Source organism: Sulfurimonas lithotrophica (assembly GCF_009258225.1).
Taxonomy (GTDB): domain Bacteria; phylum Campylobacterota; class Campylobacteria; order Campylobacterales; family Sulfurimonadaceae; genus Sulfurimonas; species Sulfurimonas lithotrophica.
The window spans coordinates 839,879-857,863 of record NZ_CP043617.1 but is presented as its reverse complement, the minus strand read 5'-3'; the positions used below and the strand labels follow the sequence as shown (position 1 = coordinate 857,863).

General features: G+C 33.5%; 17 protein-coding genes. All 17 read right to left on the bottom strand.

The annotated features are described in order from the left end of the window. The 17 genes from hypE to FJR48_RS04205 all read right to left on the bottom strand — a co-directional run bounded on the left by hypE (nt 1) and on the right by FJR48_RS04205 (nt 17,876). Complete coding sequence (gene hypE / locus FJR48_RS04285; protein ID WP_152306924.1) at nt 1-999, bottom strand: hydrogenase expression/formation protein HypE; 999 nt, start codon at nt 997-999, stop codon at nt 1-3. 29 nt (nt 1,000-1,028) lie between these two features. Further along, nucleotides 1,029-1,886 (bottom strand): universal stress protein, encoded by an 858-nt coding sequence (locus FJR48_RS04280; RefSeq protein WP_152306923.1) that lies wholly within the window; start codon nt 1,884-1,886, stop codon nt 1,029-1,031. A 55-nt stretch (nt 1,887-1,941) separates the two neighbouring features. Further along, nucleotides 1,942-2,961 carry an aldo/keto reductase gene (locus tag FJR48_RS04275; protein ID WP_152306922.1) on the bottom strand — a complete coding sequence of 340 codons (1,020 nt, stop codon included), beginning with the start codon at nt 2,959-2,961 and terminating at the stop codon, nt 1,942-1,944. A 3-nt stretch (nt 2,962-2,964) separates the two neighbouring features. Further along, nucleotides 2,965-3,453 (bottom strand): SixA phosphatase family protein, encoded by a 489-nt coding sequence (locus tag FJR48_RS04270; protein ID WP_152306921.1) that lies wholly within the window; start codon nt 3,451-3,453, stop codon nt 2,965-2,967. Continuing rightward, a complete protein-coding gene (hypD, locus tag FJR48_RS04265; RefSeq protein WP_152306920.1) occupies nt 3,450-4,592 on the bottom strand; it encodes a hydrogenase formation protein HypD in 1,143 nt (380 codons plus the stop codon). The genes FJR48_RS04270 and hypD overlap by 4 nt, the downstream gene beginning before the upstream one ends. Continuing rightward, nucleotides 4,589-4,852 carry a HypC/HybG/HupF family hydrogenase formation chaperone gene (locus FJR48_RS04260; RefSeq protein WP_152306919.1) on the bottom strand — a complete coding sequence of 88 codons (264 nt, stop codon included), beginning with the start codon at nt 4,850-4,852 and terminating at the stop codon, nt 4,589-4,591. Before FJR48_RS04260 ends, hypD begins: the two co-directional genes overlap by 4 nt. Further along, nucleotides 4,852-5,628, bottom strand: coding sequence for a hydrogenase nickel incorporation protein HypB (hypB, locus tag FJR48_RS04255; RefSeq protein ID WP_152306918.1), 777 nt, complete (start codon nt 5,626-5,628; stop codon nt 4,852-4,854). The genes FJR48_RS04260 and hypB overlap by 1 nt, the downstream gene beginning before the upstream one ends. 9 nt (nt 5,629-5,637) lie before the next feature. Beyond that, nucleotides 5,638-6,279 carry a hypothetical protein gene (locus FJR48_RS04250; protein ID WP_152306917.1) on the bottom strand — a complete coding sequence of 214 codons (642 nt, stop codon included), beginning with the start codon at nt 6,277-6,279 and terminating at the stop codon, nt 5,638-5,640. Nucleotides 6,280-6,392: 113 nt separating this feature from the next. Then, complete coding sequence (locus FJR48_RS04245) at nt 6,393-7,562, bottom strand: GGDEF domain-containing protein (RefSeq protein ID WP_152306916.1); 1,170 nt, start codon at nt 7,560-7,562, stop codon at nt 6,393-6,395. Then, complete coding sequence (locus FJR48_RS04240; RefSeq protein ID WP_152306915.1) at nt 7,555-8,013, bottom strand: hypothetical protein; 459 nt, start codon at nt 8,011-8,013, stop codon at nt 7,555-7,557. The genes FJR48_RS04245 and FJR48_RS04240 overlap by 8 nt, the downstream gene beginning before the upstream one ends. Then, nucleotides 8,013-9,929 carry a TonB-dependent receptor plug domain-containing protein gene (locus FJR48_RS04235; protein WP_188108627.1) on the bottom strand — a complete coding sequence of 639 codons (1,917 nt, stop codon included), beginning with the start codon at nt 9,927-9,929 and terminating at the stop codon, nt 8,013-8,015. The genes FJR48_RS04240 and FJR48_RS04235 overlap by 1 nt, the downstream gene beginning before the upstream one ends. Before the next feature lie 77 nt (nt 9,930-10,006). Next, on the bottom strand, nt 10,007-12,160 hold the full coding sequence (gene hypF, locus FJR48_RS04230; protein ID WP_152306913.1) for a carbamoyltransferase HypF: 2,154 nt from the start codon (nt 12,158-12,160) through the stop codon (nt 10,007-10,009). After that, the gene (locus FJR48_RS04225) at nt 12,153-13,565 is read right to left on the bottom strand and encodes a hydrogenase (RefSeq protein ID WP_152306912.1); all 1,413 of its coding nucleotides are present in this window, start codon (nt 13,563-13,565) and stop codon (nt 12,153-12,155) included. Before FJR48_RS04225 ends, hypF begins: the two co-directional genes overlap by 8 nt. Then, nucleotides 13,537-14,103: a HyaD/HybD family hydrogenase maturation endopeptidase gene (locus FJR48_RS04220; RefSeq protein ID WP_152306911.1), complete on the bottom strand. Its 567-nt coding sequence runs from the start codon at nt 14,101-14,103 to the stop codon at nt 13,537-13,539. The genes FJR48_RS04225 and FJR48_RS04220 overlap by 29 nt, the downstream gene beginning before the upstream one ends. Nucleotides 14,104-14,177: 74 nt before the next feature. Next, nucleotides 14,178-14,879: a cytochrome b/b6 domain-containing protein gene (locus FJR48_RS04215; RefSeq protein ID WP_152306910.1), complete on the bottom strand. Its 702-nt coding sequence runs from the start codon at nt 14,877-14,879 to the stop codon at nt 14,178-14,180. Nucleotides 14,880-14,889: 10 nt separating this feature from the next. Continuing rightward, entirely contained in the window at nt 14,890-16,638 is a 1,749-nt protein-coding gene (locus FJR48_RS04210; protein ID WP_152306909.1) for a nickel-dependent hydrogenase large subunit, read from the bottom strand. After that, nucleotides 16,638-17,876 carry a hydrogenase small subunit gene (locus tag FJR48_RS04205; protein WP_152306908.1) on the bottom strand — a complete coding sequence of 413 codons (1,239 nt, stop codon included), beginning with the start codon at nt 17,874-17,876 and terminating at the stop codon, nt 16,638-16,640. The genes FJR48_RS04210 and FJR48_RS04205 overlap by 1 nt, the downstream gene beginning before the upstream one ends. Nucleotides 17,877-17,985: the final 109 nt, after the last annotated feature.

Here is a 17,985-nt window from a genome sequence, read left to right as displayed (position 1 = left end):
CTAACAAATCCTAGGAAGTAACTCACCTGTTGGAGTATCTAAGAACCTTTTAGTCCCCCATGAACTTTTAAGTATTACTTTTTGCAGATGCTCATCTGTCACACTTGCTATCTCGCACGCATATGAGTTGTCTTCAAAAACCTTTAGAATCTCAAGTGCTTTTTCCTTATCCTCTTTTTTTATCGCAAGTACAAACGTGCCTTCATTTGCCAAAGATGTAGCTTCAAAGCCCAGCATCTCACATACACCTTTTACCTCATCCCTAACAGGGATTCTTTCTTCTTCTACTTCGATGCATATATTTGACTGTTTTGCCCATTCGTTTAAAACAGCCCCGACACCTCCGCGTGTAGCATCACGCATAGCCGTAATATTTATCCCTGCATCTATTAAAGCTTTTACTTGCGGATATAAAGATTTACAATCACTTTCAAGCTCAGAGTCCATCTCAATTCCTTCACGGGCTATAAAGATGGTAGCTCCGTGGCATCCTATATCTCTGTTTACTAAAATCACATCATCTTTACTTATTTTGTTTGAGCTGATGCCCTCTTTTGTAATCTCGCCCACTCCTGTTGTGTTTATAAATATCTTATCAACACTTCCGCGAGGTACTACCTTTGTATCGCCGCTAACAACAATAGCGCCATTTAACTCTAATTCACTCTTCATACTGCGGACTATTTTTTCCAAATCTCTCAGGGCAAAACCCTCTTCAATAATAACACTGCAAGTAAGATATTTGGGCTTGGCACCCATCATGGCTAAATCGTTACATGTTCCGCATACGGCTAACTTTCCTATATTGCCACCCTCAAAAAAAATAGGACTTACGGTAAAACTATCGGTTGAAAACGCAAGCGAGCCGTTTTGTATTACCGCGGCATCTTCGCTTTTTTCTAAAATCTCATTTTTAAATGCTTTATAAAATACTTTTGAGATCAACTCATTGTTTTCAACTCCGCCATTCCCCTGAGCTAAAGTTATTGTTTTATTCATATGTTTTTATTTGTTGTTTATTTTTCACACTATGGTACAAAAACTAAAATATCACTATTTAAGTTTTCCATCAAATAAGATGATGTTGATCCATATAATAAAGAACTTGAGTTATTTATACCTTTAGAACCTAAAACAACTAAATCGTTTTTGTTTTTATCAACATACTCAGACAATATATTTTTAACACTGTACGTATCTTCAAGTAATTGAGCATTTTTTATACTATTTTGTTCAACAAAACTTCTAAACTCTTCTTCTTTTTTTTCTTTTATTTTTAATTGAATCTTATCTTTATTTTCGTAATTATTATAGTATCTAAGAGTAAGTTCACTTGCCTGTTGATATGCTGAAACAACTTTTATATCGTCTTTATTGAAAAAATCATTCGAAAATTTAATTCCATCTAAAGAAACTTTAGAAAAGTCCGTAAAAGCAACTATATTTTCATATGGATTATTATAATTGTTTTTTATAATCAACAAAGGTATATTGCTATTTTGTGCTACTTTATGTGCAGTTGTTCCAAAAACTTTGGTTTCAAAATTTTCTTTTGAATTTTCCCCGATTATAACTAAACTTGCTTGTATATCTTTTGCCGTATTTATTATAAAAGAGGATGGATCTTTTTTATCTACAATTATAGAATACTCAATATTATTTGTATCAAAAGAAGATATCTCTTTTTCAATCTCTTTTTTAGCACTATCTTTTACATCTTCAAAATTGATATCCGATAAAATACTATCGAGCCAGTTAGTATCAATGGCATGAACTATTGTAATTTTTGATTTATTTTCATTTGCTAGAGAAAAAGCTCTTTTTAAAATTTGTAATGAATTCTTTGAGATATCCAATCCCACAACAATATTTTTAAAATTATCCATTTTAATATCTCCTTATATTTAAGTTTATTATATCACAAACAATGGTTATTTATACTCAACCCATCGGGTACATTATTTCATTTTGAATATCTTGTATCTCTTTCATAGTCTCATCATTCAAGTTTATATCCATAGCCGAAAAAGACTCATCCAATTGCTTTGCAGTCCTTGCACCTATAATAGTGGATGCCACAAAGTCAAACTGCTTTGAATATGCCACTGCTAAAGTTACGGGTGAAATTTCCAGTTTTTTAGCAAGCTCCATATATTTTACAGTTGCGGCTAAAGACTTCTCATTTACAAACCTTGTACCCTGTGCTTTTAATCTTGGATTTTCACTTTTTAAATAGTCTGAATATCTTGCTATACTAGGTAAGAACTCGCCGTTATATTTTCCGCTTAATACTCCTCCTGCTATTGGTGAGTATGGAAGCAGTGATATATTTTCTTTTTTACATACGTTTGCAAGCTCGTCTAAAAACCTTGGATTGTTTAGTGAAAAGTTATTTTGAATCGATTCAAATCTTGCTATGCCTAGTCTTTTAGAGGTCTCGTTTGCTTTAGTCAAACCGTAAGCCGTGTCGTTTGATGTTCCAAGATAGCGTACCTTACCCTCTTTAACCAACTCATCAAAAGCTTTTAAAGACTCCTCTATGGGTACTACGTTATCCGGCCAATGCATCTGATACAAATCTATATAATCTGTACCTAGTCTTTTTAAACTTCCCTCTATCGCGGTTTTTATATGAAAGCTGTCAATTGCCGTCATACCATTACGAATGGGAGGTACAAACCAACCGTTTGCCGCACCTGCGACTTTAGATGCTATTATAAGATTTTCTCTTTTTTTACCCTTTAGCCATTTTCCTATAATATGTTCAGTCTCACCTGTGTATTTTGCTTTTGGAGGGACAGGATAAAGTTCTGCCGTATCAAAGAAATTTATTCCAAAATCAACCGCTTTATCCATAATTTTGTAAGATTCTTTCTCATCACTCCATGAACCAAAACTCATAGTTCCTAAACAAATGGGCGTAACTCTAAGACCTGTTTTTCCTATGTATCTGTATTGCATCTATCAATTGCCTTTTTTTGGATAATCATAAGAAAGAAATTTAGCATTTTTGCTATTTACTTTTGCCCAAGAATCACATTTAAATTCAATCTCAACAATTCCGCAAGTCACTATATTCTCTCCAAAATCGATAAAATCTTCCGCTATCATATTTAACTCAGGGTTGTGTCCGATTAAAAATGCACATTCATGTTTGTCTTTTATGTTTATTATTTTAGAGTGCAACAAACTAGGCATTGCTTCATATAATTCATCATCAAACTTTACCTTCTTAGAAAAACCTATACCGTCTGCGATAATACTAGCCGTTTTTTTGGCACGTTTAGCGGGACTTGACAATATAATATCAGGCATCACACCTTTTTCTTTTAAACGCTTTGCCATCATAGGAGCATTTTGAAGTCCGCGTTTATTAAGAGGTCGATCGAAGTCATCCAAATTCATATCACTCCAAGAGGATTTTGCATGTCTTATTAAAAAAAGCTTTTTCATAATAAGTTTCCATATTTATAATATGCCGCACATGCCCCTTCACTACTTACCATACAGCTTCCAACAGGGCTTGAAGGTTTACATGCAGTGCCAAATATAGTACATTCGGGCGGATTTGCCATACCACGTAAAATATCGCCGCAGATGCAGAGTTTATGATCCTCTATCTCTTCTAAAGGCAGGACTTCTTTGTATATTATCTCGGCATCGTACTTAGCGTACTCATCTCTTAGTTTTAAAGCAGAATCAGGAATATTTCCAAGTCCACGCCATTTGAACATGCCGCGTTTTTCAAAGTATTTATCTATAAGACTTTGGGCTTTTAGGTTTCCATCATATGAGACAAGTCTTTTATACTCGATTTCTAACTCACATCTGTTTTGTATAAACTGCTTGAGTATCATAGAGATTGCCTGCATAACATCGACAGGTTCAAAACCTGAGACCACTACGGGTCTTTTATAATCCCTTGGAAACTCTTCATATATCTTGCTTCCGCTTATTACGCTAACGTGAGACGGTCCAAGAAAAGCATCTATCTTGTTGTTGTAACTATCAACGTGCTCATCACGTGAATCTATAAGTTCACGCATAACTTCAGGTACCGTTACATGGTTGATATGAAAGTAAATATTTTTAATATCTTTTTTTATAACAGCATCTAATAGTGCGGCAGTCATAGGAGTTGTGGTTTCAAACCCTATGGCAAAAAATATAACTTTCTTATTTGGATTTTCTTCTGCTATCTTGATGCACTCCATAGGTGAATACACAAATCTTACGTCAGCACCTTTACTTCTTGCAGCTTGCAGACTGCCGTTACTTCCCGGTACTTTAATCATATCACCCAAAGTTACAAGTATCACATCCTCTTGCATTGAGAGTATATATGCATGGTCTATCCGCTCTTTTGGCATGATGCAAACCGGACAACCCGGACCGTGGATAAACTTTATATTTTCGGGCAGTAGTTGAGGGATACCGTATTTCATAATAGTATGGGTATGACCTCCGCACACCTCCATAATATTTATAGGGTTTTGCAGTTTTTTTGCATCTTCGGCTATGATTTTTGCATATGCTTTTATGGTATCTGCATCTCTAAAATTATCATAGAGATTTTTAAGTTCTAAACTCATTCCAAAATTGCCTTTTGCCTTTCCTCTTCATCCATAAGCTCAATCAGTTCTTTGTATGTATCTATAGATGCTAAAGCATCTTCTTCATCTATCTTGTTCATAATAAAGCCTATATGAAGAAGTACATAGTCCCCTATCTTTACATCATCTTCTGCCATTAAATCAAGTGAAGCTTCACGTTTTATACCCATCGTATCAACCGTAGCCATATTTAGCTCTTTGTCTATTTTTACGACTTTAGAGGGGATTGAAAGGCACATTATCTCATCTCCATTTTAAACTTTATCCAAGCTGCTACTTTTTTAAGTGAATCCACATCTTTCGTACTTACTTCGAGTATATCTACGTTTGGTTTTAGCTTTCTAGCTGAGTCTTTTTCTTTTTCTATATCGTATTCAAAATACGGCAGCAAATCTGTCTTGGTAAAGAGTATCAAATCAGCCTGACGAAACATAACCGGATATTTTGCAATCTTGTCCTCACCTTCGGGAACCGAAACCAACACTATGTTTAGATGACTTCCGACATCATACGAGGCAGGACATACAAGGTTTCCTACATTTTCTACAAAACACACGTCAATATTAGCTAAATCCATATGGTGAAGTGCCTTGTGAACCATAAAGGCATCCAAATGACAAGCCGAACCTGTTTGAATCTGGTGAGCTTCTATACCTTTTGCTTTTAGTCTGTCTGCATCGCGGCTTGTCTCCAAGTCACCCTCTACAACACCGAATTTAAAATCTACAAAATCAGCCAGATGTTCTAAAAGAGTTGTCTTTCCACTTCCCGGTGAGCTCATCAGATTTATACTAAGGACATTATTCTTATCAAAATGTGCACGGTTATGTCCGGCTTCATGATCATTTTTATCCAGTATTTTACTAATAACATCTATAGTTTTTTTATCGTTTAACTGAGGATTATCATGTAGATGCGCATGAGCCTTCTGATGCTCCTCACTACTCCCATGACTATGATGATGTCCCACTGCTACACTACTGTCTGTTATACTGCATCCGCAATCTGCACACATAAAATCTCCTTATCCTATTATCATATTTGAGCCGACTAGTACAGAAATTATTCCCGCACTTGCAAATACTCTTCTTATATTTTGTTTTGAGTTTAAAAGATTTTGGTTTATATAAAGAATAATAGCACCAAAACCTATGAATATTACCATCACACCCAAAGTAAAAGCACCAACTAACATAAAGTCCACATTTTGACTCTCTACAACTCCTAAAGTGATAAGCATACCGCGAACTCCGCCTATACCCATAAGCATCCCTATACTAAAAGCACTCACACTGTCTTTTGAATCGTGTTTATGTTCATCTCCAAACCAGATATGTATATGTTCTTTATTTTCGTGAACGTGTTTTTTAAGATGGATTTTATCGTTTAAGACCATATAGAGAAGATATATCCCCATACTTATAATCACAACTGAAGAGATTGTGTCACCGTAACCTAAAACTGCATCGCTTATATGATAAGTTTGTAGAATTTTTGCAAAGACAAAAAGAGTAATCCCGTGTCCTATTGCAAAAAGAGTAGTGATAAACAGTGTTTTTTTCTTTGATTTACCTATTGAAAAATCGGCTATAGCCGTTAGATGATCTGGACCAAACGCGTGTAATATACCGTACCAAAAAATAATTGCCAAACCTAGATTTTCCAAGATAATCTCCTTAAAACTGAATAGCTGTTCATATTTTATATTTTTATATTAAAATTGAGTTTAAATTGGAACTTTTTTATTAAAAAAGCATTTAGTTTGTACAAATTAATATATTAAGTATTTTTTCTTGAAAACTTTATATTGTTTCTTCCGCTATTTTTAGCTTCATAAAGTGCCATATCTGCAGCCTTAAATGCCTCTGCAAAATTATCATAGTCGCCTGGACTTACATTTACCCCTATAGATGATGTAATATGAATATATTCTTCATCTTTTACAAAAAATTTGTGTTCTTTTATTCTGTTGAATATTCTTTGAATTACACTTATGGATGCTTTTGTATTTTCATTTTTTATTTTAATTAAAATAACAAACTCTTCGCCACCGTATCTAATAGCTATGTCATCATCTTCTCTTAAAGTGTGCAGTAAAACACTCCCTATTTTCTGTAAGACTTCATCCCCTATATCATGACCGTAGGTATCGTTTATTTTTTTAAAATAATCAATATCCAATACGCTTAAAACATATTCGTCGAGTTTTATATTATTTTCTATATGATGAAGATAATTTCTGTTATATATGTTTGTCAGCCTATCAGTAAAAGATGATTTTCTCATAGTTTTGTATTTAATAAGTTGGAAAACAACTAATAATAATGCAGTTAAGATAACAACTATAATTAGGATAATCCCAATTTTCATAATCGTTATAATATTATTTATTTCAGATATTTTATTTATCGAAAAATCTATAACCAGTATAAGTTCAACATTATCTTTATTTATTATCGGTACTAAATAGCTTATATATAATTTTTGTAAAAGATGATGTTTAATAAGCAAAGGCTCTTTTTTTGTGTATATTTCAAACCACTTTTTACTCGTAACATCAAACTTTTGGTTTAACATAGATTTTTCACTCTCGGGAGAAGCATCTATTAAAAACCTAAAAACATCATTTTCATCTTTATAAACTATGTAAGAATATTTTATATTTGTCGTTAAAAGATTTTTTATATTTCTCTCTAAGTTTATTCTTAGATTTTCATCTGATTTTATATCATCGATAAAACTATCACTCTCCCCCAATATGCTTTTTATATAGTTTGCTTTATGTTTAGTTATTTGAAAAACATCGGAAGTAGATATTTTAAACATATCGTTTTCTATACTTTTTTCATATTTTATTATTAAAAATAATAAAATCATTAAAAAAGAGATAGTGCCTATTGCGATAATACTTAAATAATAAGGATGCCTTAAAACATTTTTTTTATTCATAAATATCTTCTATAAACTGTTCATACTCTTTAGAAAGTTTGATATTGTTCTTTTGAAGCCTTTTTTTTATAAATACTATATTAGGTCTGCTTTTATTCCAAAAAAATGCTCCAAAATATCTACTGTCCGAGACAAGTTTTTTATAGTTGTTTGTAAAAAACAGTTTGGTAGAATTCTTACAACTATTTGCCAAAGAACCTTTTTTGTCAAAAATAAAATCGGCATATTTACAATCTTCGCTTAAATCAAAATATTTTGAATATATCTCTTGTTCGTGTTTGGAAATATTAGGTATATATATCTTAATTTTATTATTTAAAGTAGCCGTTGCAATTTTTGAAATTATCTTAGCTTCGAGTTCTATCTCTTTATCATATTCATCAAGCATAAACACCTGTTGTTTGGAAAAACTAAGTGAAATAAGTGTTAATAATATAAAAAGAACTCTCATTAAAACACCCACTTTGTACTTAGAGTGATTTCACGTTCATAATCTTCTAAAGCGAAATTTCCGTTTTCTTGTATAAATCCTTCTTTGTAAAGAGATTTAGTCGAATCGTCTAAAATATTTTCAGCTTTTATACTTATGGATATATCATTGTTTACTTTATAGGTTAGACCCATATTAAAATTAAAACTATCATCTGTCGATACACTATAATAACTGTAGCCGTTACGGTAAACTAAAGATGTAAAATACTCAAACTTATCCTGTTCACCGGTTAACTTTACAAAACCGCCTCTATATGAGTTATTAAAGTGTTCACTTAGTTTGGTAGTATAATAGTTTATATAAAAAGTATTATTTTTGGATAGTTCATAAACTATATCTAGTATCAAATTTTTCGATTTTATCGTATGATCTACATTGATATAACCTATCGGAGAATAGTATATAAAATCTTTGATTTTTATATCGTTGTACAATATACTAAACCTGATATCATCATCTGCATATATACCTTCTATAAAACTGTAAATATATCTTTGTCTATCTAAATTCGGTGTCCTTTTATCAGCAAAATCCAAAGTATAAAAAGATGGAGCTATATTTGTTTTGGTGTGAAATGTTTTTAAACCAAAGTTTTCATTTATCGTATATATAGCTCCTATTCTATATTGCTCGTTTTTTATATTTTTAAGATTATTGTTTCGAACATATTTATCAAGTTTACCGTTTAATACCAACAAAAAATTTTCATTGACTTTATAATCATCCTGCACAAATAAAGAATATTTTTTTTCTTTATCAAACCCTGAAAATTTATCTATATATGTCATCACATTTGCAAAATTAATCGTATATGAGTTATTCATCGTATATTTTTTCTCTTGAAAACTTAGACCTAAGAGTAAGTTATTAGAGTTGCTTTTTATTGTTTTTGAAACTAGTGCACTTGTTTTAGTAACATCCTTATTATCATAATATTCTTTTGGAATAGTAGTACCGGGATTTGAAAAATCAATTACCGGGATTAATGCTAAACCTTCATTATTTATCTCTTTATATTCACATTTATTAAAATCGTATGAGAGATTTAGTTTTAAGGAGTTGTCATTTAAAAAATAGCCCGTATAATCCACAAAAAAATCTTGCGATGTTGATTTTCCGTAATCCAAGTCAGCATCTAAAGAAAGACCGAAATAGTTTTCTTTATTGTCATATGAATAAGCGATATTAATATCGGTATCTTCTTTTTCAATATTTAGATACAAGTACTTTTTATTTGAATCATTTTTTATTTTATTATATTTATATCTTTGATAATTATTTATCTTAGCAGAACTCAAGTATGCCAAATATGACCAACCATTCTCCAAAGTTTCCGAATATGAAAATGCTTCCAAGTTTGAACCGTTGTCCGTAACGGCTCCGTAAATCCTTGAAGCATTTTCTTTTGAAGCTTTTTTGGTATATATTCTTATAAAAAATATGCCGTTTTCACTTCCCAAAGCAAAAGAGCTGTTTCCTCTATATACTTCAATATAGTCCACCATATCCATAGGCAGTTCCATCCAGGTTGCCGTTGGACTCATCGTATAGTTTGAACTTACTTCATGGTTATTTATAAATATTCTGAAAAAACCGCTGACATCGGTTTTACTGCCTGGCAATGAGAGGTTTGAAGCACCGAACTTATTTTTATTTAAATTACTTACGGGGAGTTCTTTAAGCAAATCACTTAAAGTGGTATATTGCATAAGTCTTAAATCTTTTTGTGAATATATTGTTACGTTTCCAAGTTTCTCGTCAATCGTATGCAGTGATTTTTGTGTATTTGTTTCATATTCTTCCAGCAAAGAGTTTAAAGTTTGTCCATACAAAAGATTTAAACTGAGCAAAATTAATATAAAAGACTTTGTCAAAAAAATACCCCTAATAGTTTGGAACATTTTACTCACTTAGGCTTAAAATATCATAATATATAATATAATTTCGCGAATTATGAAATATAATTGTATATCTGTCCTAAAGAGATTCCTCCGTCGTTAATAGGAGTTTTTTGCTGGAAGTAGTATTTTATTTTTTCATCTTTTAATTTTTTTATAATCAGTTCAAGTAAAGTTTTATTTTGAAAAACACCGCCGCTTAATATAACATCCATTTTTTCTTTTTTAGATATATAAAAAACTATATCAACAAGTGTATTTATAAACTTAGAAACTAGGTTTTTATCAAAAAAATCATACTCTATATTTATTTTACCGTCATCTATTTTATATTTGAAAGTATCCTCTATATCTGAGTTGTAAGCCATCTCACACATAAGTCCCGCTTCACCTTCATAACTCTGCATCTGAAGAAGTCCTGCCATAGATGCAATAGCATCAAATAATCTGCCAACCGATGAGCTAAGAGGTGAATTGATGTTTTTTATATAACTTTGATGCAGTAGTTTTATATTTGAGCTTGAAAACTCTTTTACACAAGCTAAGTCAAGTTCTAAAATCTCTTCTAAAGTATAATTGTCAAAAAGCATAGATAAAGCAACGCGACGCGGTTCTTTTATAGCTTTATCTGCACCTATAAGCTTTATAGGTTTAAAGTGATATTTTCTCTTATCACCTACAAAAATTTCTCCACCCCATAAAGTCTTGTCATCTCCAAAACCCGTTCCGTCAAAACTAAACCCTAAATACTCACCGCTTAGTCCAAACTCTGCTTTTGTAGCATAGATATGAGCCAAATGATGCTGAACCTGCTTAAGTTGTATATTTTGTTCTCTCGCCCACTTTGTAGTCTCATAGTTTGGATGCTTATCATGTACTATAAGTTCGGGTTTAAAATCATAAAAATCCTCAAAGGTCTTTATAGTCCGCTTAAAATACTCTAAACTCATTAAAGAATCCAAATCCCCTATGTGTGGTGATAATATAATATTATCTTCAAAAGATAAGGCGATAGTGTCTTTTTGATTTGCTCCGACTGCCAAGATTTTTTTATCTATTTTAAAAGGTATTTTTATAACTTTTGGAGCATAACCCCTTGCTAGTCTTAATACTTGTTTTTTATTATTTACAACTTGAACGACTGAATCATCAACGGCATTTACTATATCTCTATCAAAATCTAAAATAAAATCAACAAAGGGGAGCTTCTCTTTAATCATCTCTTTTGTAGTGATAATAGGTTCACCGCCGAGATTTGCACTTGTAGCAAGTATTGGAAAGTATAAAAATTCAAAAAGCATATGATGCAAAGGGGTATATGGCAAAAAGCATCCTATTCTGTCTATGTTTGGAGCGACTAAATCAGATATTAAAGAATTTTGTTCTTTGTTTAAAATGACTATCGGTCTCTCTTTAGAGTCTAAAATTTCAACCTCTTTATCATTTAGCTTGGCTAATTTTTTTACCTGTTCTATATTTTGGCACATAATGGCAAAAGGCTTTGAAGGACGGTTTTTATATTTACGCAGTCTTCTGATAACATTGTCATCCCTTGCATCACATACTATATGAAAACCGCCGATACCTTTTATGGCTACGATTTTGCCTTCTATAATCTTTTTAGCCGCTAGTTCAATACTCTCACTTAGTTTTGGCCCGCAATTTGGACACGATATTGGTTGGGCATGATATCTTCTGTTTTGCGGGTTCTCATAATCTCTTTGGCATTCTTGGCACATTTCAAACTTTTGCATAGAGGTATTTTTTCTATCATACGGTAAAGTTTTTATTATGGAATATCTAGGTCCGCAGTTTGTACAGTTTGTAGCAAAATAGTTTTTAAATCTAGTATTTTTTAGATCTTTTAAACAATCGTCACAAACCGATATATCGGGAGATACGAGTGTAGTTTTAGAGCTGTTTTGCGTTGCATCGCTTTGAAGTATTTCAAATGATTTTTGAAACTGTTCAACTTTAATAAAATTTGACTCTATAGCATCTATACGTGCTAATACGGGAAGTTTTGTTTTTAAATTTTTCTCAAAATCTTCAATACTCTGTATGCAACCTTGGAGTTCAATCTCAACACCCTCAGGCGTATTTTTTACAAATCCACTAAGACCCAATTCTGTAGCTACTTTATAGATAAAGGGACGAAATCCCACACCTTGGACAACACCCTCTATAAAATAGTGTTTCCTAGTCATCTATAGCAAAGCCTTTTGAAAAATACGGATTTGCTAGAGAAAATTTACTAACTATACGGCTGTGAAGAACTGAGTTTTCAAACATATCACCCATCATAACGAAATTATCAATCTTATATTTTGTTTTCAATTGGTTTAACGTAGATATGGCCATATCCGCCAAAGCCTCAAAAGTAGAATACGCAAGATAATGCTCATCCGTTCCGGCAAGTTTAAAACTCATAATCGAGCCTAAAAACGATACATAATCAAACCCGTCTTCTTTAAAAAATGTATCTATTTTCAGCCCGCCGTTTCCATGAAACTCTAATGATTTATCACTTACATTCTCAAAGTCTCTACCTTTAAGTTCAAAAATACATGATAAAGTCTCAAAAAGATTATACTCTGGATTATTTTCAAATTCTTCTATAATATTTGAATATTTTTTCTCAAAATTCACAAGCAGTTTTTGTTTTTTCTCATCAAGCTTCATAAGTTCTAAAATACTGCCAAGTCTAAATTCGCCGAATTTTAGAGTGTATTTTGTCTCTTGTTTATTTGATACTAAAAATGAAATTCCATTTTTTACACTTAAATTTGCACATATAGCCTCAGAAAATCCTGCCTCTTTGGATATATTTAAAAACCTGTTTATCACCCTGTCTTCATCTAAATCTTCAAGTGAATTTGATATATTTAGAGAGTCTTTTATGATTAATATATTTCCTTGAAGCGTAGTCACTCTCAAAGTATCTGTTTCTTCAAAGAAAAGGTACTCTACCTCGCCGTCTTTTGCATTTAAAGCCGTCATTGTAGCTTTTACAGTATTTGGAGATTTTATTTTTATATAGTTCTTAGAAGTTATCTTTTTTAAGCCGGCATCTTTTATAGTTACTTTTATTGTTGGCTTCTCTATCGAGAGAAGTGCTTTAATCTCATCTTCGGTCATTATAAATAAGTTATTTAACTTTGATGAATCAACTACTAAAAGTGTATCACCCTCACTATAATGAGGTGAATATACATTGTTGTCCTCAACCTTTAAAGGCTGTTTGTTTGAGTAATGATTACAAGTAATAGAGTCATCAAGATAAGAAGAACTTGAAGGGTTTGTAAGTTTATCCAAACATTTTGGACACAAAGAGATATTATAGTTTTTAGACTCTAATGAGCTGTTTGTAATATCTGCATCTTCATTTATAGTATCTATATTTCCCATAAAGATAGAGTGAGGCATAAACTTTTGAGTATTGTTTGAAAATCTCTCTATAGCACTTATATCACTATCATCCAAAAGCAGTATTACAGAGTCTTCAGCTCTTGAGACCTTACCCGCTATTTCACTTTTCTTTACAATATCTTGTAAAAAGCCTGCAAAATACTCAGAGTTAGAATTATACTTGATAGTTTGCTTGATAGCCATTTTTATACTCACTTTGTGGATTTGAATATGACAATATAACATCCTCTAAAGAATATTCTTTGTCGTTTTTTTTGTATTTTATACCTGCTTTATCAAGTTCTGCCATAGCGGCATTTATAAACTGAAAAAACTTCTCTTTAATTGTATCGCTCAAACCTATATTTACACTGATAATATCTTGAGGGATAATACCTATGATGTTAACTTCTGCCATTTTATCAAGAACCGAACAAATCTCCAGCATCTCGACTATTTCAACTTCATGAGCGGTCTGCTTATAAGAACCAAGTCCCAGCATCTCGTTTGCTGGAAGGTTATAGATAGAACCTATCTCATCTTCCATTGTGATAGTATCAAGTATTAAGACTTTATCATAGTCTTGATAATATGTCATCAGCTGAAATCCGAGTACACCGCCGTCAACAAGTGTAACATCATCTTCAAATGTATAGTTTTTATCAATATATTTTTGAGCATAAACACCGACACCTTCATCTTTAAAGATGATAGTGCCCGCACCTACGATTGCGACTTTCATTATTTTACAACTCCATTTCTGCCTCTTTAGAGGCTAGCTTTAGTGCCATAGCGGCTAGCGTAGTCAGAGGGATTTTATTCCTCTGACGTTTTAACAAACTTAGAACCGCCTACTACGATACCTATATCGCCCTCTTGCCAGAAGATAGTACGCCAGATTTGGTAGTATATATGAAATGCCGCCCATGCAATAATCAGATACATTGTTGCATGATGGGATATTCTCACATCCATATAAGTTCCACCTGTTACTACAACCGTCCAGTCTGTTACAAGGTGCAGCATCCAAGGCCACCAAGCTCCAATTGAACTCATACCGTGTGCCAAACCGTGTACATATAACTGTAAGCCTGTTAAAAGCATCCACGCTAACATAAGGTGAAATATAAAAAAGTACACGGCATTAAAGCTGTCTGCATGAGATGAATCAAAATTTTTATTTCTATTTAACGTAATCAAATTTACTAATACTGCAAAAAATTCACTAAGATTTTTTGCATTTGGTATTAACTTTTTATATGGCTTCTCAAACCTTGAGAAGAAATACAAATAAGCAACAACAACACTGCTAACATCAAAAATAATAGCAGATATTAAATGAGCCCATCTATTCCACGCCATTACATACTTATCTACTGCTGGATCTGCTATGAAACTTTGGTAATATGGATGCCCTATATATAAACCAGTTATTACGGCTATAACCATACAGATAGCTACTATCCAGTGATTTATTCTCATAAACCCCGTCATTCGCTCTATTTTTTTATAACTCATAACTGACTCCTTATATAGAACAGCTTGTACTTACTTTGAACTTGCTAAGTTCCTTACCCTTCGTATCTACAATATGAACTGCACAAGCTATACACGGGTCAAAACTGTGCACGGTTTTTAGTATCTCAATCGGCTGAGACACATCGGCTACTTTTGTTCCGATTAATGCTGCTTCGTATGCACCCATTCTATCTTTATAGTCTCTTGGAGCAGCATTCCAAGTTGAAGGTACTACTGCTTGATAGTTCTCTATCTTACCGTCTTTGATTTTTACCCAGTGACCAAGACCTCCACGAGGAGCTTCGGCTAAACCGTAACCTTTAGCATCTTTACTTACTTTGTCAAAATCAAATTCTGTCCATGTACTAAGATCACCTGAAGCAACGTTAGCGGCTAATTCATCTACCCACTCAATCATAACATCAGCCATAAGTTCTGTCTCGATAGCACGAGCGGCTGTACGACCAACAGTCGAGAAAAGTGCAGCAGTCGGAGCAGGTTTTCCAAGTCCTAGTTTATCACCAAGGAGTGCTAAAAAGTTAGTTACGTATTTTGTAATTCTCTCATCACCTGCTGCAACACCCACAACCATACGAGCAAGAGGTCCGACTTCAACACGATGATCATCATATATAGGCGATTTAATCCAAGAGTATTTTTCTTTTGTTTTTAGATATGCATATCCGTCATCTTTTTTCTCTAAACCCGTGTAGTTAGGATTTGTAGTTCCATCATAAGGGTGTTGCGGTCCTGAAGCATCATACCAAGCATGGGTTACGTCTTCAGCAACTTTACTTTGATCAAAAGGATGCAGTTTTGATAAATCTCCATTTAAAACTACACCGCTGGGAAATAGATTTTTAGCATTATAAAAACCGGTATCATCAAGCTTAAAATCACCGTATGACATAAAATTTTTCAGTCCTGCCCCTGTTCCGTCAAGCGCTTCATCTACATATTTTACACCCGCCATTGCCAAATCAGGAAGATATGCAGTTTTAATAAAGTGCGTAAACTTTTTAAGAAGTGTTTTAAATAGTGCTATACGAGCAGGATTTTGAATATCCTGAACACAAGTTACACCACCGACTACAAGTGATTGCGGGTGTGGCATCTTACCGCCGAAAATCGCCATAAGTTTTGCAGCATCACGTTGCAAATCCAATGCTTGCAGGTAGTGTGCCGTAGCAATAAGATTTTGTTCAGGTGTAAGTTTATATGCTTTGCTTCCCCAATATGCGTTTGAAAATATTCCCAAACGACCTTGTTTTACAAACTTAGCTAAACGCTCTTTAACTTGAATAAGTTCAGATTCACTAACACCGTATGGAGTCCTAGACCAGTTAAAAGACTCCTCTTGAGCCTTTTTAGGATCGCCTTTTAGGGCATCTACCAAATCAACCCAATCAAGTCCGTGAAGATGGTAAAAATGAACTACGTGATCATGAATATATAATGCACCTTGAATAAGGTTCCTTACCAGTCTGGCATTTTTTGGAATAGTAATATCAAATGCATTTTCAACCGCTTCTATACTTCTTTGGTAGTGAGTACCTGTACAAACTCCACATATACGCATAGCTAAAAGTCCTGCATCACGAGGATCACGACCTTTTAAAATTGTCTCAATACCTCTAAACATAGTTGAAGAAGCATATGCATCCGTAATAACATTGTTCTCATCTATTACAGCTTCAACCCTTAAATGTCCCTCTATCCTTGTTATAGGATCTACTATTATATGTTGTGATTTTGACATTATTCAGCTCCTTCTTTACATTCTTCTTTTTTCCCGCCAACAGCACTGGCAACCGCATGTACACCTATACCTATACCCGCTGCCGTTAATAATCCTAAACCAAATTCATCTACAGTTTTTTCAACCCCGCCGGTCGGAGCTTTAAAGTGAGTATCTGCCATTGGACGCTCTTGAGCGTATTTATCCCAAAATTGCGGTTCAGAACATCCGATACAACCGTGACCGGAACCGATTGGCCAATTAACACCTTCGTTGTATCTTACGATTGAACAGTTATTAAAAGTCATAGGACCTTTACAACCCATTTTATATAAACAGAAGTTGTTTTTAGCACCCTCGTCACCCCACTCTTCAACAAACTCACCTGCATCAAAGTGTGCACGTCTTTCACAGTTGTCATGGATTCTGTATCCAAATGCAAATTTCGGACGGTTTAGATGGTCTAACTCTGGAACTTGTCCCGTTAGAACGAAATGCAAAATTGTTCCGGTAATATTTGCAGGATTTGCAGGACAAGCAGGAATATTAATGATAGGCTTGCCTTTTACGATATCTTGAACACCGACTGCACCTGTCGGGTTTGGAGCAGCAGCAGGAACACCGCCGAATGTAGCACAAGTACCTACTGCAACTAAAGCTGCAGAATCTTTAGCAACACGTAAAAGATGTTCTTCAAATGTCTCCCCCGTAGCACCTATGGTTCCGTAAAAACCATTCATACCTGTAGGAATTGCACCTTCTACGACACAAAGATATTTTCCCTTAAAAGTGTGCATAGCCTCTTCTAGATGCTCTTCTGCCTGATGCCCTGCTGCTGCCATAATAGTTTCGTTAAACTCTAAAGATATAACCTCTAAAATTAATTCATCTATAGTAGGAGCATCACTTCTTAAAATAGCTTCGGAATTTCCTGCACAATCTTGAAGTTCAAGCCAGATTACAGGTACTCTGTTCATAAGTTCAGCCGCTTTGGCGACAAGCGGAGTAAAATTAGAAGGAAGCATTAAAGCCGCACAGGTAGCACTTGCCCACTTCATAAAATCTCTTCTATTCAAGCCTTCTGCTTCCAAAACATTTGCTATGGAATTTTTTGTAGCCACCTCGGTTTGTTCAAGCTCATTTAATCTTTTAGTCATTGTTTGCATTAAAGAATCATAATACTCAGTACCGCGATTAGTATTTATTTTTGACCCTTTAGCACTAAACATCTTAGCTAAAGCTTCTCTTCTCTCAACCATAATCCACCCTTTCAATTACTTGATATTCTAAAACTGAATAATCATTCATTCAATTTTAATGGAATAAAACTTTAAGATAACTTATACTAATACTATTTACTTAAAAAAC

What these genes read in the sequence shown, in the direction of transcription:
- hypE (WP_152306924.1), bottom strand. Translation starts at nt 999, where the DNA reads ATGAATAAAACAATAACTTTAGCTCAGGGGAATGGCGGAGTTGAAAAC.
- FJR48_RS04280 (WP_152306923.1), bottom strand. Translation starts at nt 1,886, where the DNA reads ATGGATAATTTTAAAAATATTGTTGTGGGATTGGATATCTCAAAGAAT.
- FJR48_RS04275 (WP_152306922.1), bottom strand. Translation starts at nt 2,961, where the DNA reads ATGCAATACAGATACATAGGAAAAACAGGTCTTAGAGTTACGCCCATT.
- FJR48_RS04270 (WP_152306921.1), bottom strand. Translation starts at nt 3,453, where the DNA reads ATGAAAAAGCTTTTTTTAATAAGACATGCAAAATCCTCTTGGAGTGAT.
- hypD (WP_152306920.1), bottom strand. Translation starts at nt 4,592, where the DNA reads ATGAGTTTAGAACTTAAAAATCTCTATGATAATTTTAGAGATGCAGAT.
- FJR48_RS04260 (WP_152306919.1), bottom strand. Translation starts at nt 4,852, where the DNA reads ATGTGCCTTTCAATCCCCTCTAAAGTCGTAAAAATAGACAAAGAGCTA.
- hypB (WP_152306918.1), bottom strand. Translation starts at nt 5,628, where the DNA reads ATGTGTGCAGATTGCGGATGCAGTATAACAGACAGTAGTGTAGCAGTG.
- FJR48_RS04245 (WP_152306916.1), bottom strand. Translation starts at nt 7,562, where the DNA reads ATGAATAAAAAAAATGTTTTAAGGCATCCTTATTATTTAAGTATTATC.
- FJR48_RS04240 (WP_152306915.1), bottom strand. Translation starts at nt 8,013, where the DNA reads ATGAGAGTTCTTTTTATATTATTAACACTTATTTCACTTAGTTTTTCC.
- hypF (WP_152306913.1), bottom strand. Translation starts at nt 12,160, where the DNA reads ATGACTAGGAAACACTATTTTATAGAGGGTGTTGTCCAAGGTGTGGGA.
- FJR48_RS04225 (WP_152306912.1), bottom strand. Translation starts at nt 13,565, where the DNA reads ATGGCTATCAAGCAAACTATCAAGTATAATTCTAACTCTGAGTATTTT.
- FJR48_RS04220 (WP_152306911.1), bottom strand. Translation starts at nt 14,103, where the DNA reads ATGAAAGTCGCAATCGTAGGTGCGGGCACTATCATCTTTAAAGATGAA.
- FJR48_RS04215 (WP_152306910.1), bottom strand. Translation starts at nt 14,879, where the DNA reads ATGAGTTATAAAAAAATAGAGCGAATGACGGGGTTTATGAGAATAAAT.
- FJR48_RS04210 (WP_152306909.1), bottom strand. Translation starts at nt 16,638, where the DNA reads ATGTCAAAATCACAACATATAATAGTAGATCCTATAACAAGGATAGAG.
- FJR48_RS04205 (WP_152306908.1), bottom strand. Translation starts at nt 17,876, where the DNA reads ATGGTTGAGAGAAGAGAAGCTTTAGCTAAGATGTTTAGTGCTAAAGGG.